This window comes from Desulforhopalus vacuolatus (assembly GCF_016918505.1).
Lineage (GTDB): Bacteria > Desulfobacterota > Desulfobulbia > Desulfobulbales > Desulfocapsaceae > Desulforhopalus > Desulforhopalus vacuolatus.
The window spans coordinates 25,477-42,394 of sequence record NZ_JAFFPZ010000009.1 but is presented as its reverse complement, the minus strand read 5'-3'; the positions used below and the strand labels follow the sequence as shown (position 1 = coordinate 42,394).

Below are 16,918 nucleotides of genomic sequence, written 5' to 3'. Positions count from 1 at the left end.
TCCAACATGCTCCCTGCCGGTTCCCTGCGGAATGTCACATGAATACACTCGGTAAATTCATTGATCTGCACCGGGCAGCGTGAGAAGATGCTCTCACTGGTATCGGAAAGCTGTATACAAGATTGAAAGCCTGTAAATTACCCCGCAGACAGGCGATAGAAGCAATTTTTTGATAAATTATTTCCTCGGAAAACAGCTTTCTTCAGTCTGAATTCAGCCATCAGGATAGCTTGAGACATCTTGTCCTCGTCCTGAACGGCAGGATTTCCGCGCATTCAGTTCAATAATCTCTACAACTGTGTGCTGTCAAAAACACCCTGAAAAGAGCAAATTGGTCCCTTGAATAATCTTGTATTTCGTTCATATTCAAGGTTCCCAAATATTAGAATTCAGTTCCTTTTGAGGCCTGCGGAAAGACCTCATCATCAGCAGCACAGTTCTCCTCCGCAGAACGTCTTTCAAAGAAAAAAATATGTACGTAAAAACAATATCATTTCTCCTGCAAAGCATTGACATCCGACGGTTTTTTGTCCCGCTTTTCAATTCGCATAAGAGGATTGTCCATTAAAGCTGTTAAAAAAATAACTCTTCCCTTATTTATTCACATCACAGATGCCGCAAATTACCCGTACTGAATTCCTCCAGCTGCTGAAAAATTCCTCTGCAGGAAAAGATGAAAAAGCCATGCCCGACCCGCGGCAGTACCGGATTTTTCTTTTTTTCGGTGAACGCTATCTCTGCCGCCAGAGTGCAACTCAACTGCAGGAGAGTCTTGCCTCAACAGGCCTGCTCAACCTCAATCCCGTCGATGGGGATAACGAAGAGCCGACGACCACCCTCGCCCGCATGCACAGCTACAGCCTGCTGCCCGGCCGCCAGCTCTATTACGTCACCGACAGCCGTCTTTTTCACTCCAAAACCATCCTTGATACCCTCTGGGAGAAGGCGGTATCTGCCAATGCAGGGAACAAACCCCGTATTGCTCTGAAAAATCTGCGTGCCCTTGTCGAAACAGCAGAGCTGCCCATCGACACCCCCACACCGCTCTCAGAACTCACCGGCCCCCGATGGAAAAAGCTCTTCGGCTTTGACAAACCGACTGAAGAGTTAAACTGGGCAGACTCCGCACTTTTTCAAAGCCGGGACGAGGTGAAAACCGGCGGGACTTCCCCCGCAGAACGTTATCTGCAGAGTTTCCAAAAAGGTCTGCCGGCGGAAACCCTGCTGATCCTTACGGCAGAGACAGTTGACAAACGACATAAGCTCTTCACCTGGATCAAAAAGAATGCCTTCGCCATAGACTGTACCCTTGCCCCCGGGGCCAGCAAGGCCGCAGAAGAATCTCAGAAAGAAGTGCTGCGGGAGATGATGCTCTCCACCCTCAGTACGTTCGGCAAGAAGATCGACAACCATGCCATCGATCTTTTTTTCAACCGCGTCGGCAGCCATCCCGTGGCAGTAGTGATGGAAACAGAGAAGCTGGCGCATTATGTCGGCGACCGCCAGACTATCACGATGGAAGATCTTGACATCATGGTCAGCCGTAATCGCGAAGATGCCATTTATGAGCTCACCGGAGCCCTCGACAACCGCGACGCCGCCGGGACCTTTACCATCCTCAACCACCTCCTTGACCAGGGCGTTCACGGTCTGGCCATCCTCTCCACCCTGCGCAACCACATTCGCAGGCACCTTATACTGCGCACTATTCAGCTCAACAGCAGCGGCTGGCGCCACGGGATCCCCTTTCGCGAATTCAAGCAGAATTATCTGCCACCACTTGAGGAGGTTGAGAAGTTTAAACCGCACCTCGGCGGCCACCCATATCCTCTTTATCTCAACTTCACCCGTGCGGCCACATTTACTCCAACCTCGCTGAAACAGCGCCTTGGTCTTATTTTAAAGACGGAATACCGCCTCAAGGGATCCGGTCTGCCACCACATCTTCTCCTTGATGAACTCCTCTTCATCCTGTTAAAGATTCCCACTCGAAGCCATTAACAGAGAGGTTCCGCAGTACTCGCAGCAGGCACATCTTGACACAAAGGTAAAAGCCTGCTTATTGTTGTCACTGGTTTCGATAAAAGTTAAGGGTTTCCAGCTGGAGACCCGAAAAGGAAATACAAACAGAAAAGTATGAGCTTCCCCAATACATACAGCGATGATGAAGTTGCCCTGGAAAAACGTGTCCGCGTAAAAAAACCGCGGCTCTACAAGGTTCTGCTGCACAACGACGATTTCACCTCGATGGATTTCGTTGTCCTCATTCTTGTCGAGATCTTTCACAAGAATATAAATGAGGCTACTGCTGTAATGCTTAATGTTCACAATAAAGGCTCGGGAGTCGCAGGGATTTATACCCGGGAAATCTGCGAATGTAAGATTGACGAGGTTCACGACCTTGCAGAGGAAAATGAATTTCCTCTGCTCTGCACCATGGAACCCGCCTGAATTCCGAGGAGAAAAAATAATGCTCAGTAAAACACTTGAAAGCTCATTGATTCGCGCCATTCGCGAGGCGAAAAATCGTCATCATGAATATGTCACCCTTGAACACATGCTCTACGGACTGCTCTACGACGATCTTGCAGCCTATATCATCAGCGAGTGTGGCGGCTCCACCACTTCTCTGAAAGAGATGATTGAACACTTCATGGCTGAGGAAATACCGCAAATTTCCTCCCCCCCCCGCCGCGAACCGATTCAAACCCGTGCCTTCAAACGGGTCCTGCAACGGGCCGTCGCCCATGTGCAGAGCTGTGAAAAAGCAAAAGTGGACAGCGGTGACGTGCTGGCCGCTCTTTTTGAAGAAAAAGATTCGTATGCGGTCTATTTCCTCGCCTCTGAAGGACTGGAGAAACTCCCCACAATCAACTTTATCGCCCATGAGTTACCGGCCGAAAACCTGCAGAAGGAACCTTCCCCCGATGAGGAAGAACCTGTCATGGAACGTAACCGTCATGAGATGAAGCGAGAACGGGAAAAGGAGGAAAAGACCCTTGAGGAGTTTACCGTCAACCTCACGGAACAGGCGGCGCAGGGAAAACTTGACCCGCTGATTGGTCGCAACGAGGAGTTGCAGCGCATTATGCAGGTGCTTTGTCGGCGGAAGAAAAACAATCCATTGCTCGTCGGCGAACCGGGTGTGGGCAAGACTTCCATGGCCGAAGGACTCGCCCTGCGTATCCACGATGACCGTGTCGCCCGTGATATTGGGAAAAAACCGCTCGTCCCGGATCTGCTGGAAAATATGGAAGTGCTCATGCTTGATATGGGCGGCCTCGTTGCTGGCACCAAATATCGCGGAGACTTTGAAAAACGCCTCAAATCAGTGGTTCAATCGGTACAGAAGCGCCCTAATTCCGTACTCTTCATTGATGAGATGCATACTATCGTCGGTGCCGGAGCCACCAGTGGTGGCTCAATGGATGCCTCCAACCTGCTCAAACCGGCTTTGCAGTCCGGCAGCCTGCGGGTAATCGGTTCCACCACCTACGAGGAGCACAAGAACCAGATTGAAAAAGATCGGGCCCTTTCCCGCCGTTTCCAAAAGATCGACATTGAAGAGCCCTCGGTGGAAGACACCATCAGCATCCTCAAAGGGCTGCAGCCCCGCTATGAGAAACACCACGACATCACCTACGCCCCTGCTGCCGTGGACGCCATGGCAGAACTGGCCAGCCGTTACATCAACGAGCGATTTCTGCCCGACAAGGCCATCGACGTTATGGATGAGGTCGGTGCACTCTTTCGTCTTGCCGGACGCAACGGGGCAACAGTCACAGTGCCCGATGTGGAGAATGTTATCTCTCTTATCGCTCATATTCCGGCGAAAACGACGAGCGGGAATGAGGTCCGTGAGCTGAAAAATCTTGAAAAGAACCTGAAAAAAGTGGTTTTCGGTCAGGACAATGCCCTGAACGCGGTGATTACCGCTGTCAAGCGTTCCCGTGCCGGTCTCGGTCATCCCCATGCACCCACCGGCAGTTTTCTCTTTACCGGTCCCACCGGCGTGGGTAAGACCGAGGTGGCCCGTCAACTTGCAACTTGTCTCAATGTCAATTTCGAACGTTTTGACATGAGTGAATACATGGAGAAACATGCTGTTGCCCGGCTGATAGGTGCCCCTCCAGGCTATGTCGGCTTTGAAGAAGGTGGACAGCTGACCGAAGCCATCCGCAAACATCCATATACGGTGCTGCTGCTTGATGAGATTGAGAAGGCCCATCCGGATATATTCTCCATCCTGCTGCAGGTAATGGACAACAGTACCCTGACTGACAACTCCGGGCGCAAGGCCGACTTCCGTAATGTAATTCTCATCATGACCTCCAATGCCGGAGCGCGAGAACTCTCCACCACCACCATCGGCTTTGTCTCCAGCAGCAAGGGCAAAGACAAGACGATCATCAACCGTCTTTTTGCTCCGGAGTTCCGCAATCGGCTGGATGCAATCATCAGCTTCGCCCCCCTTGATCAAAAGAGCACCGAGAAGGTAGTGGATAAGATCATCCGCGAACTTGAAGGCCAGCTTGCCGAGAAAAAAGTGGCTATCAAACTTACTTTTGCCGCCCGTAAATCGCTGGCAAAACGCGGTTACGATCCAATCTTTGGCGCACGTCCACTGCGCCGTCTGATCATGAAAGAGATCGGTGACCCGCTCACCGAGGAAATTCTCTTTGGAAAGCTCACCCATGGCGGGGCTGTCACCGTAGGCGACCGCAAAGGCAAACTCACGTTCACCTGTTCACACGAGACTCTGGAAAAGAAAAGCCGAAAAAAGGAGAAGGCAGTATCATGAACGACTGTATTTTTTGTAAAATAATTGCTGGAGAAATCCCCGCCGAAAAACTTTATGAGGATGATGATATCCTGGCTTTTCGCGACATCAACCCGCAGGCACCGGTACATTTTCTGCTGGTACCTAAAAAGCACATCCCAATGCCGAAAGACATTGCCGTCGCCGATGAAGCAGTGATGGGCAAACTTTTCCGTATCGCCGCAGAAGTGGCGAAGAAGGAAGGCGTGGAGGAGAACTACCGGGTAGTGCTCAATAACGGCGCCAAATCCGGCCAGGAAGTATTCCATGTACACATGCACATCCTCGGGGGCAGGCCGGAACCCCGACCGCTCTGATCTTTGACTCGAGAAACCTTCTGTGCTCTGCGGAAGGTTTTTCTCTTATGGGGCCCCGCTCACCATGACCCGAACCCTTTTACTCCTGGCCTCCCCTCTCAATGAAATTCTTCCCCCCTCCTTTCCTCTGCCTGCTCTTGCCGTAGTCAGTCTCTTTTGTGCCTCGCTTTTTGCCTGCCTCACCCTGCTGTTTGGCCTGCGCCTGCACCGCGAACAAGAACGGAGAAGAGACGCTGACACACAGATTGCCCGACTCGGCGGAGAACTGCACGAGCACGAGATCCGCAACACCCGTCTGAGTGTAAAACTGGAGAGTGACGAGCGTCTCTTCATGGAAAAGCTCAATCTTCTTCAAGAGGCACGTGACGAACTTAAACTTCAGTTTGAAAACCTCGCTGGAAAGATATTCAGCGAAAAAGCAGAGAGTTTCAGCGAACTGAACCGTGAACGGATGCAGAGCATCCTCGCTCCCTTCAACGAGAAACTCGGCGAACTGCACCAGCAGATTGGTAATATCTACAACGCTGACAGCAGGGAACGTTTTGCCCTCAAAGAGGAGATCGGACAGCTCAAAGAGCTCAACCTTCACCTCGGCAAAGAGGCCGCAACTCTCAGCCGGGCCTTGCGCAGCGATAATAAGATCATCGGCAACTGGGGAGAGATGGTGCTGGAGCGACTGCTGGAAGTGGCCGGACTGCGCCGCGAGATTGAATTTACCACCCAGGGCGGCTTCCGCGCCGCCGACGGCTCCCTGATCCGCCCCGATGTCATAATCCATCTGCCCGAGGGGCGGGATATCATCATTGATGCCAAGACCAGCCTGCTGGCCTGGAGTCGCTGCGTCGCGGCAACAGAAGAAAAAGAGCGCAACGCCGCCCTTGGAGAACTCATTATCTCCCTGCGCCGCCACGCCGAAGGACTCGGTAAAAAGAATTATCCTGGAGCCACAACTCTGCACTCTCTTGACTTTGTCCTGATGTTCATCCCCGTGGAGGCTGCTTTCGCCGCCGCCTGCAGCCATGAACCGACCCTGATGGAGAGTGCTCTTCGCCTGAATGTGATCATGATCAGCCCCTGTACCCTGCTCACCACCCTGCGCACGGTACAGAACCTGTGGAAATTTGAGCAGCAGGAAAAAAATGCCCGGGAAATCGCCGGCCGGGCTTCACTGCTCTACGACAAGTTCTGCGGCTTCATTGAGGATATGGAAAAGCTCACCCGTCAGCTCGACAGTGCCCGCAACTGCTGCGACAGTGCCCTCAACAAACTCGCCCGTGGACGGGGCAATCTCATATCCCAGGCAGAACAGTTGCGTGGACTCGGCGTGCAACCCTCAAAAGAACTGCCACAGAGTATCATCGAACGGGCAGAAATGTAGCGCCGCAAGGCAAATTACAGTAATATTGACTGTTTTACAGAGGTTCAAAATTCACCCCGGCGAGGAGTAGAAAGAATGCTGCACAAACAGTTTATCGACAGGGCAAAACAGTCAGGTTCGACTCCGGCCCTTCACGACTTCACCACAGAGCGTGTTCTCACCCGGAGTGAAATGCTCATCGCCGCTCTCATTCTCACCCGTCGATTCCGTCGCATGAGTCACGGCTGTATCGGAATCATGATTCCCGTCACTGCAGGTTGCATTCTAACCAAGATTGCCATCCTCATGAGTGGCCGAACCCCGGTGATGATCAACTACTCGACAGGCGCTGAGCATAACGCCCGCTATGCCCAGCGCACCTGCGCTTTCAAAACCATCATCGCCTCCCGCGCCCTGCTGGCAAAAATCAAGTGTCCTGAGGTTGAGGGGATGGTCTATATTGAAGACATTTTTGCCTCCCTCAGCAAGTGGGAGAAGATTACTGCCGCCCTCATCGCCGCCCTGCCGGCATCGCTCATCAAAAAAATGGTCTACGGTGGCGACCCGAATGACACCGCCGTTATCCTTTTCACCAGCGGCAGCGAAAAAGATCCCAAGGCGGTACAACTCTCTCACAGAAACATTGAGTCCAACATCGCCAGCATGATCTCCATCTTCACCTTTTCGCCCGACGATGTTTTCATGTGCAGTCTTCCCTATTTCCACGTCTATGGTCTCACTGTTACCTTCTGGCTGCCGTTGATCTACGGCATGAAGATGCTCACGGTAGCTGACCCGCTGGATTTCGCAAAGGTCTGCACAGTGATGCGTGACCACAATGCCACCTTTCTCATCGGCACTCCCTCTTTTTTCTGGGGCTACCTGCGCAAATCGAAAGAAAACGATTTCAAGTCCCTGCACATCGCCATTGTTGGTGCTGACAAGTGCCCGGATTCTCTGCGCAACGGCTGGAAAGAAAAACACAACGTCATCCTCCTTGAAGGCTACGGGGCAACCGAGTGTTCTCCGGTCATCTCCACGAACACCCTTGAATACAACCGCCCCGGTTCGGTAGGGAAACCGATTCCCGGCATTGAGATACGAATCGAGCACTATGAAACTGGTGTTGAGTGTCAGGCAGGGGAGGACGGCCGTATCCTCGTACGCGGGAATTCGGTGATGAAAGGTTACTTTAATAACTTTGAGCAGACCTCTCTCCATATCCGTAACGGCTGGTACGACACCGGTGACATGGGTAATATCGACGCCGACGGCTACCTGTGGCATATCGGACGGCTCAAGCGTTTCGTCAAGATCGGCGGAGAGATGATCAGCCTTGTCAAGATTGAGAGCGTGCTGGAGAGCCTCCTCCCCGAGGATGCGGACTGTTGTGTAGTGGAAACGCCAGACCCGCGCAAGGGTGCAAAAATTGTCGCCGTAGTTACCACAAAGATTGATGAGAAGATAACCCTCAAAGCGATGTCAAAAGAGTTGCCAAAGATTGCCCTGCCCAAAATTTTCCTCGTCTGGGAAAGTCTGCCCAAAATGGGAAGCGGCAAGATCGACTTTCGCAAGATAACCGAGATGACGCAGGAAGAACTGCACTGAGAAGCCATGATACCGCCAACCTGCCCTCTTCTGCCCCCTGAAAAACGGATCCCTTTTTTCCGCAGTGCACGTTTTGACATTCTGCTGTTCATCGTCGTACTTCTCCTCTCCGGCCTGGTTTTCCATCTTTTGATGGACAGTGGAGAGGCCCAGTATCCCTGGGACTGGGAAACCGTGCCCCAATATATTATCAGCCATGCCGACGGCCACTGGCAGGCCGGGCTGTTGCTGCAGGGACTGGGTATCACCCTGCAAATTGCTGCAGTCAGCCTGGTGGGGGCCTTTTTCGTTGGACTTGTCACTGCACTGCTGCGCAGAAGTGACGCTCCGGCAGCCCGCTTTCTTGCCACACTCTACCTGGAAGTAAGCCGTAACACACCGCTGCTTATCCAGATTTTCTTCATTTATTTTGTCCTCGGCCCGGTGCTGGGAATCAACCGTTTTTGGGCTGCGGTCCTTTCCCTGAGCTGTTTTGACGGGGCCTATGCTGCAGAGATCTTCCGCAGTGGAATTGAATCGGTGGGCCGCGGTCAGTTTGAGGCCGCAAAAAGCCTTGGTCTCTCCCCGTGGATCACCTGGCAAAAAGTAATTATCCCGCTGGCGCTGCGCAATATCCTCCCCCCCCTCGCCAGCCAGTCGATCTCCCTCGTTAAAGATTCGGCGCTGGTGGGAGCCATCGCGATCTTTGACCTCACTCAGCAGGGAAAGATGATTATTGCCGACACCTATCTCACCTTCGAGATATGGCTGGTGGTCGGCGCCATATATATTGCAGTCACCGCTGTTCTCTCCCTCACTGTCAGCGTGATAGAGTCCCGAGTACGACTCCCGTAAATGGTCAGTAAAATGACCGATGGTCACCATTCATTTTACAAGAGGAAAATGCTATGAAACTTCAAAAAGTTGTTACTGCGTTACTGCTTGTGACACTCACCCTGATCGCCGGAACCTGTTTTGCCGCAGAGGAAGAAGGGAAACTGATCGACACCATTCAGAAACGGGGAGTACTGCGGGTAGGCATGGATATCTTCAAGCCATGGGCAATGAAAGATTCCACGGGAGAACTGGTGGGGTTTGAAATTGATGTGGCACGTAAACTCGGCAGCGATATGGGAGTGAAGGTAGAATTTATGCCCACCGCCTGGGACGGCATTATCCCCGCCCTGCTGACCAGACGTTTTGATGTCGTCATCGGAGGAATGGGCATCACTGAGAAACGTCGGCGCAAAGTCGATTTCACCATCCCCTACGATAACGGTGGACAGGCCATCGTCGCCAATAAAGAAAAGGCAGAGGGAATGAACACTCTTGAAGCCTTCAATACTCCCGGCGTGGAAATCGCCGTCAAACTCGGCACCACCGCCGCCGATGCCGCGAAAAAGACCTTCCCCAAAGCCACCCTGCGCTACTTCGATACCGAACCGGCCGCCTATCAGGAACTGCGTAACGGCAAGGTCGCCGCCGTGGTCAGTCAGGCACCAAAACCGGCCTTTGAGGCCATCGACTACAGCGACATCCTTTTCACCCCTGTTGAAGGAACTTTTACGCAGGAGCCCATCGGCATGGCCCTGCGAAAAGGTGACAGCATCTCACTCGCCTTCCTCAACAGCTGGATCACAACCAATGGGCAGTGGCTTAAAGAGCGTCATCACTACTGGTTCGAAACCCGCGACTGGGTCACTGACGAACTCAGGTAATACCATTTCTATTAAGTTGTGACCACACTAAATGCCATTTTCACTTTCTATTGGCGAATTCAAAGGCAGGGGGATGGGAGACAGGAGAAAGGAGACGGGAGACAGGGAAAAGCAAAAGACGGAACAGCGAAAAACTTTTTGCCAACGAATAAAAGCTCTAATCATGCGAATAAAGGCAATTAAGTTATGCTCGTTTTACATCCTGTTTATCCATTTGTAATAGCCCAAAAAAATTTCCACGCAGTTGCGTTCTCTGGTCAATACAAAATGTAAATGGTATAAGAGGGGATGAAAGCCCGGGATTTCACGCCACTCCGAAATCCCGGGCCTTTCTCCTCCGGGGCTCCGCACTCTGACGCAACATCTGAGCCTTTAACCTCACTTCCGAGCGATGACACAATGTTTCTCAAAAAGCTGAAGCTCCTTGATATAATTCTTCTTGTCGCGACCACAGCCCTCCTGCTGGTCATCGCTCTGCGCATGACCTGGTCCCTTAACTACCACTGGAACTGGCACGTCATCCTTCCCTACATGTTCCAGACCAGCCCCGTCACCGGAGGTCTCCGCCCCGGCCTGTTGCTCGAAGGGCTTTTTATCACCCTTCGTGTTTCTCTTTACAGCATGATTTTTGCACTTTTTATCGGTTTTTTCATCGGCCGACTGCGAGTCTCTCCACGCCTTTTCTGCCGCCTTCTCGGACGCAGTTATGTGGAGACAATTCGCAACATGCCAGCCCTTGTACTTCTCTTCATCTTCTATTATTTTATCAGCGGTCAGCTGCTTTCACTGCTCGGCCTGGAAGAACGTGTGCTTGCCACCAGTGAGGAAATCCAGCGGATTATCATTACCCTTTTCGCCCGCCCCAGTCTGATCACCCAATTTCTCTCCGGTGTCCTTGCCCTCGCCCTCTTTGAGGGTGCCTACATCGCCGAAATTGTCCGCGGGGGCATCCAGAGTATCGAGCCAGGCCAGTGGGAGGCAGGAGCCTCTCTTGGCCTGAGCCGCCATCAGCAGTTTCGACGCATAATCATGCCACAGGCGATGAAAATTATGCTGCCGCAGCTTGCCAATGAATTTATTAATACGGTCAAGTGGTCTTCCATCGTCTCCTTTATTTCCATCCAGGAGCTGACCTATGATGGAACTCAGATCATCGCCTCAACCAATGCCACCATTGAGGTCTGGACGGTGGTCGCTCTGATGTATCTTGCAGTCTGCCTGTTACTCTCCCTTGGGGTCCGGCGTCTGGAAAAACACTACGCCGGCAACACCGGGAAGGCCCGCTGAAGCGGAAGAAACATCATAATGCAACACAGAAAGCTGCCGAAATATACCCCGTCGATACTGAACTCTCCGTACAGCATACCCAATATCCGGCTTTTCATTCTCTTCCGCTGTTGTTTCACCGCGCGCTTCTACTACCCTGTTTTTACAATTCTTTTCCTCGATTATGGCCTGACTATTGAACAGTTTTCCCTGCTCAACACCATCTGGGCAATCACCATCGTTTGCGCCGAGGTCCCCTCGGGCGCACTGGCCGATGTCCTCGGCCGTAAATACCTGCTGATCACCACCGCTGTTCTGATGATTCTCGAAATGACCATCCTCGCCGTTGTTCCCATCGGCAACAGCAATATTATCTTCCAGGCCTTTCTCATCAACCGCATTCTCAGCGGACTTGCAGAATCAATGGCAAGCGGTGCCGACGAAGCCATCGCCTATGACAGTCTCGTCCAGGAGGGGATGCAGCACCAGTGGGCGAAAGTTCTCACCACCACGTATCGTGTCAAGGCTCTCACGGCAATCTTTTCACTCACTCTCGGGTCGCTGATCTATGCGCCGTCATCCGTCAACAGCGTACTCGCCTTCCTCGGTATTAACGTCACCCTCACCCAGCAGACCACCATGCGCTTCCCCATCTATGGCACTCTGATCTTTGCGGTACTCTCCTTTTTCACCGCCATAAAGATGAAGGAGGTTACCATTGAGAATCCTGACGATACGTCAGGGAAGAAGACAACAATCGTCAGTGCTTTCTTCAAAACCCTTGATGCCGGACAATGGATACTGCGAACCCCCTTCGCCCTCGCCATCATTCTCTTCGGCATGTGTTTCGATCATGTCCTGCGGCTCGTTGTCACTTTTACGAGTCAATACTACCGCTGCATCGACCTGCCCGACGCCAGCTTTGGTGCCATCGGAGCAACCCTCTCTCTGCTCGCGATGGTAACACCAAAGATAGCCGAGGTCCTCTGCGAAAAGCGCAGCCCGCGCACCAACATGATTATCCTGGCGATACTCACCCTGCTCAGTCTCTTCGGCCTTACACAATTTTCCCTCATGGGGGGACTTTTCTTTGTCGCCACCACCACCATCACCCTGACCTTCGTCAGTTTCATGGTCAGCAACTATCTTAACATCATCACTGATTCCAGAAGACGGGCAACGGTCTTGAGTTTCAAAGGGATGGCCTTTAATATTGCCTATGGTTCAATCAGTTTCTTCTTTGCAATCCTGCTCACCCGGCTGCGCAGTAACCTCACCGATGAACATCCCCTGTGGGCAACTGAGCAGATCGCGGATGCAGCCTTCGTGGAAGGTATCACCTGGCTCCCCTGGTTCACTCTTCTTGCGCTGATTGTGCTGCTCTTTATCAGTAACCGCATGTTGCGGGACAGCACCGATCATCTTAACATTCCCATTCCCCATTCTGAGGCGAAAAAATGAATCTCATATCCGTTCACGGCGGCCACAGCGGCGAATTCTGCAACCACGCCTCAAACACCCTTGAGGAGGTCGTGCGTGCCTATATTGCCAAAGGTTTTACCCACGTCGGTATCACTGAGCACCAGCCGGCGATCAGCGATGCCCTCAGCTACGATGATGACCGTGAAGCGGGACTGACTGCAGAGAAGCAGTGGCAGCGCTTTTCCCGCTACATAAAGGAGTGCAGACGACTGCAGCAATTCTTCGCCGAAGAGATTACCCTTTTTACCGCGATGGAAACTGAGACCTGCAGCGGCTACAGAGAGTTTGTACCGAAACTGCTCGCTGCCTTCTCTCCCGATTATATTGTCGGCTCCGTCCACCACGTCGGGGATATCAATTTTGACTACTCCCCGCAGCACTACGCTCTGGCCGCAGAAAAGGCGGGTGGAATCACCGGGCTTTATCTCCATTACTTCGATGAGCAATTCGAGATGCTGGAGACACTCAAGCCTGCTGTCGTTGGCCATTTTGACCTCATTCGCCTCTTTGATACACACTACCCGGCGCGCCTTAAAGAGCCGGTTGTCTGGCAGCGCATTGAACGTAATCTCCAATGTATTGCCCGGCTGGGTCTCACCCTCGACTTCAACCAGCGGGCCCTGTTGAAAGGTGCAGAAGAACCCTATATCTCCCAACCAATTCTTCAGCGTGCACGAGATATGGGAATTACCGTTCTTCCCGGCGACGACAGCCATGGCGTCAATTCGGTGGGAAATTTCATCGTAGAAGCACAAGAAACCCTCAGAAAGATGGGATTTTCTCCAGACTGGCATGGAAAAAGGGAGACAGGAGGAGGAACGTAAAAGCGGGAGAAGGGAGAAAGGAGACGGGAGACAGGGAAAAGCAAAAGGCGGAACAGCGAAAAACTTTTTACCAACGAATAAAAGCTCTAATTATGCGAATAAAGGCAAAAAACTTTAAGAAGTTACGCTTTTATAAAAAATGCCCTTTTTCGCATGATTAGACCATTTCTATGAAGTTATGCTCTTTTTACATCCTGTTTATTCATTCGCAATCACAAAAAAAGATGTCCACGCAGTCGCGCTCTCTGGTCAATACAAAATGTAATTGCCATTAGTGAAAATTCGTGTCCATTCGTGGTTACACACTACAAAAGCAACCACGAATGGATAAACAGAATACAAAACGGGGTATAACCTAACAGGAATGGTATAAAATTGATCTCATTGTAGAAACGCCCGTTGTACAGGAAACGCCAACATTGGTCGTCTCTACGGAGATTTTTTGCTTTTTCCTGTCTCCCGTCTCCTGTCTCCCGTCTCCCTTTTTCTTTCTCCCTTTTTCCCCCCGCTTCAGGTACATTAAGGGTGGCTTTACAGAATTGTTCCAAGATCAGGGAATATCAAATAATCGCCCATCTGCTTTGCTGCAGTCAAAAAAGTATTCTCCGACAAAGCGAGGAACGAGACGTCGAGATAGTGCTGATATGCCTGCGGTACATTTCCTGCTGTACTTCGAATATAAACGAATGCAGGCTGTTTCAAAGTACCCGGCAGTAAAATACTGCCGGAAAAGATATCTGCGGCAGGCAATTGTGAAACATCAAAATATTTTTTGGGAACCTTGAATAATCAGTCTTTCGCCCATCTTCTTCGTTACAGTCGAAAATTTATCCTCGCAATATCAAACATATAGCTCCGGTAAATTTTCTCCTGTGCCTTGAATATGAACGAAATACAAGATTATTCAAGGGACCCTTTTGAAGATAAAAAAAAGTCGATATGGCTGCCATGTTCATCATTCATCGAGGAGATCACCATGCTCAACCTCTACCGTAAAGAAACTGAAAAGCGCGCTCTCATAAATCCTCCCATCCCTCCGCAACCCCTCTCTGAAGAGTTGACCGAAGAGGTAATCAAACGGCTCGAAACGGACGGAGAAGATTCCGCCTTTTTACTCATGTTGCTGCGAGAGAGAGTAGAACCAGGAGTAAGCAGATCAGCGAAGATCAAGGCAGAATGGCTCCGTAAAGTGGCACTCGGTGAAACAATCTGCACTGTTATCCCCCGTGAACTCTCTATTACCATGCTCGGTGAAATGGGTGGCGGCTGCAATGTGGAGGTTCTCACTGAACTGCTGGAGGTTCCGGAACTGGCTCCTTTCAGTGGTGAGGCTCTCAAGGGACTCACAAAAATTTATGAGGCCTTCGAGAAAATTGCAGAACTTTCGAAGAAGATTCCAGCCGCCCGGGAAACCATTGAATCCTGGGCGAAGGCGGAGTGGTTTACGAAAAGCAAACCACTGCCCGTAGAGCTGCCTCTTGCCCTCTACAAAGTGGATGGAGAAATCAATACTGACGATTTCTCCCCCGGAAACGAGGCTCAGAGCCGGGCCGATATCCCTCTCCACGCTTCTTTTTTTGGTAAAACACGCTTTCCAGACGGCATGAACACCATTACCAACCTTCGCCTTGCCGGGAAACAGGTCGCCTTCGCCGGGGACGTAGTAGGAACCGGCTCTTCGCGCAAGTCGGCGATCAACTCCCTGCTCTGGCACATCGGGGATAACATTCCCGGTGTACCCAATAAGCGCAGTGGAGGCGTAGTATTCGGCGAAATTATCGCCCCCATTTTCTATGCCACAGCCCGCGATGCGGGAGTGTTGCCGGTTGAGTGCCCCATGGAGGATCTGCAGACCGGAGATCTGGTCATTTTTAATCTGAAAAAATGGACAATGACAAAGGTCTCGGATAACACCTCTGTCCCCCTCTCACCGGCCCCCGTTACTCTACTCGATGAATTCCGCGCCGGCGGCCGTCTCAACCTGATTATCGGCAGGCAGCTTACCCGTACTGCCTGCGATTTCCTTGGCGAACCCTTTCCAGATATTTTCAAGGAAGTGGCACAGCCGCAGCCTGCGGAAAACCAGCCCTACACCCTCGCACAGAAAATAATTGGCCGCGCCTGCGGAACACCGGGCGTTCTTCCAGGAACAGCCTGCCAGCCGAAAATGACCACCGTTGCCTCCCAGGACACCACGGGGCCGATGACCATGCAGGAAATCACCGAACTGGCATGCCTGCGCTTCAAGACCGACCTCTTCATGCAGTCCTTCTGCCACACTGCAGCCTATCCCAAAGCGGGTGACTTCGACCGCTGGAAAATCATGCGGGAGACGACTGTGGCCTGTGGCGGAGTTGTCCTCTATCCAGGAGACGGCGTTGTACATTCGTGGATCAATAAGATGATACTTCCCGATACGGTGGGCACCGGCGGAGATTCCCATACCCGCTTCCCGCTCGGCATATCCTTTCCCGCAGGTTCCGGACTGGTCGCCTTTGCCGCCGCTCTCGGCTTCATGCCCCTGGAGATGCCACAGTCGATACTGGTACGCTTCCATGGTCAGAGGCTGCCGGGAATCACCGTGCGCGACATGGTCAACGCCATTCCACTTGCAGCCGTTAAAGAGGGGCTGCTTACGGTCTCCAAGAAAGGAAAAAAGAACTCTTTTGCCGGTACTATTATTGAGATTGAGGGAGTTGATGACCTCAGCGTCGAGGAGGCCTTTGAACTCAGTGATTCCTCCGCCGAGCGCTCGGCCGCAGCCTGCACTCTGAAACTGCCGGTTGCCACTGTGGCGAAAAAGGTCAAAGAAAATGCAGAGTTTCTCAAAACACTTGTTGCGGACGGCTATGAAGATAAGGAGGCGCTTCAACGACGCATCGCAGCCATGGAGACATGGCTGGAAAAACCGGAACTTTTGCGAGCCGACGGGAATGCACAATACCTCGCCGAGATTGACATTAATCTCGAAGAAATTCGCGAACCCCTCCTCGCCTGCCCAAATGATCCCGATGACGTCAAACCTCTCAGCGCTGTCGCCGGAGTGAAGATTGATGAGGCCTTTGTCGGTTCCTGCATGACTCATCTGAGCCATCTGCAGCGGGCCAGAAAACTGCTTGAGGGCGGCCCCTATGCCGAAGCAAGGCTGTGGATTGCCCCTTCTACCCGGATGGACCGCGACGCCATCAGAGCTGAAGGAGGGCTGGCGGTCTTCGCTGGAGCAGGAGGACGCGTGGAGACTCCCGGCTGCAGCCTCTGCATGGGGAACCAGGCGCGGGTACACCCGGGAGCAACGGTAATTTCTACTTCCACCCGCAACTTCGACAACCGTCTCGGCGATAATTCTCAGGTCTACCTGGGTTCCACGGAACTTACGACCATCGCAGCAGTTCTCGGCCGATTACCACAGCCAGAGGAGTATTTCGATTTCCTTCGCCAACACGGATTCATGGAGTAATACCATTCCTATTAAGTTATGACCGTACTAAATGCCATTTTCACTTTCTATTGGCGAATGTAAAGGCAGGGAGACAGGAGACGGGAGAAAG

12 protein-coding genes are annotated in these 16,918 nt (G+C 52.0%); all 12 read left to right on the top strand.

Translation table 11 applies throughout. The features are described from left to right. Nucleotides 1-612: 612 nt before the first annotated feature. The 12 genes from holA to JWG39_RS07610 all read left to right on the top strand — a co-directional run bounded on the left by holA (nt 613) and on the right by JWG39_RS07610 (nt 16,827). Entirely contained in the window at nt 613-2,001 is a 1,389-nt protein-coding gene (gene holA, locus JWG39_RS07665) for a DNA polymerase III subunit delta (RefSeq protein ID WP_205218803.1), read from the top strand. Nucleotides 2,002-2,136: 135 nt separating this feature from the next. Then, nucleotides 2,137-2,451, top strand: coding sequence for an ATP-dependent Clp protease adaptor ClpS (locus tag JWG39_RS07660; RefSeq protein ID WP_205218802.1), 315 nt, complete (start codon nt 2,137-2,139; stop codon nt 2,449-2,451). Nucleotides 2,452-2,470: 19 nt separating this feature from the next. Then, complete coding sequence (gene clpA, locus JWG39_RS07655; protein WP_205218801.1) at nt 2,471-4,801, top strand: ATP-dependent Clp protease ATP-binding subunit ClpA; 2,331 nt, start codon at nt 2,471-2,473, stop codon at nt 4,799-4,801. Next, a complete protein-coding gene (locus JWG39_RS07650) occupies nt 4,798-5,136 on the top strand; it encodes a histidine triad nucleotide-binding protein (protein WP_205218800.1) in 339 nt (112 codons plus the stop codon). The genes clpA and JWG39_RS07650 overlap by 4 nt, the downstream gene beginning before the upstream one ends. Before the next feature lie 64 nt (nt 5,137-5,200). Further along, the gene (locus tag JWG39_RS07645; RefSeq protein ID WP_205218799.1) at nt 5,201-6,514 is read left to right on the top strand and encodes a DNA recombination protein RmuC; all 1,314 of its coding nucleotides are present in this window, start codon (nt 5,201-5,203) and stop codon (nt 6,512-6,514) included. Between the two features lie 75 nt (nt 6,515-6,589). Then, entirely contained in the window at nt 6,590-8,101 is a 1,512-nt protein-coding gene (locus JWG39_RS07640; RefSeq protein ID WP_205218798.1) for an AMP-binding protein, read from the top strand. Between the two features lie 6 nt (nt 8,102-8,107). Continuing rightward, a complete protein-coding gene (locus JWG39_RS07635) occupies nt 8,108-8,935 on the top strand; it encodes an amino acid ABC transporter permease (RefSeq protein WP_205218797.1) in 828 nt (275 codons plus the stop codon). Between the two features lie 53 nt (nt 8,936-8,988). Further along, a complete protein-coding gene (locus tag JWG39_RS07630) occupies nt 8,989-9,798 on the top strand; it encodes a transporter substrate-binding domain-containing protein (protein WP_205218796.1) in 810 nt (269 codons plus the stop codon). A 399-nt stretch (nt 9,799-10,197) separates the two neighbouring features. Further along, nucleotides 10,198-11,085 (top strand): amino acid ABC transporter permease, encoded by an 888-nt coding sequence (locus tag JWG39_RS07625; RefSeq protein WP_205218795.1) that lies wholly within the window; start codon nt 10,198-10,200, stop codon nt 11,083-11,085. 18 nt (nt 11,086-11,103) lie between these two features. Next, nucleotides 11,104-12,525 (top strand): MFS transporter, encoded by a 1,422-nt coding sequence (locus tag JWG39_RS07620; protein ID WP_205218794.1) that lies wholly within the window; start codon nt 11,104-11,106, stop codon nt 12,523-12,525. Next, nucleotides 12,522-13,370, top strand: a complete 849-nt coding sequence (locus JWG39_RS07615) for a histidinol-phosphatase (protein WP_205218793.1) — start codon at nt 12,522-12,524, stop codon at nt 13,368-13,370. The genes JWG39_RS07620 and JWG39_RS07615 overlap by 4 nt, the downstream gene beginning before the upstream one ends. Nucleotides 13,371-14,346: 976 nt before the next feature. Continuing rightward, nucleotides 14,347-16,827, top strand: coding sequence for a bifunctional aconitate hydratase 2/2-methylisocitrate dehydratase (locus JWG39_RS07610; RefSeq protein WP_205218792.1), 2,481 nt, complete (start codon nt 14,347-14,349; stop codon nt 16,825-16,827). Nucleotides 16,828-16,918: the final 91 nt, after the last annotated feature.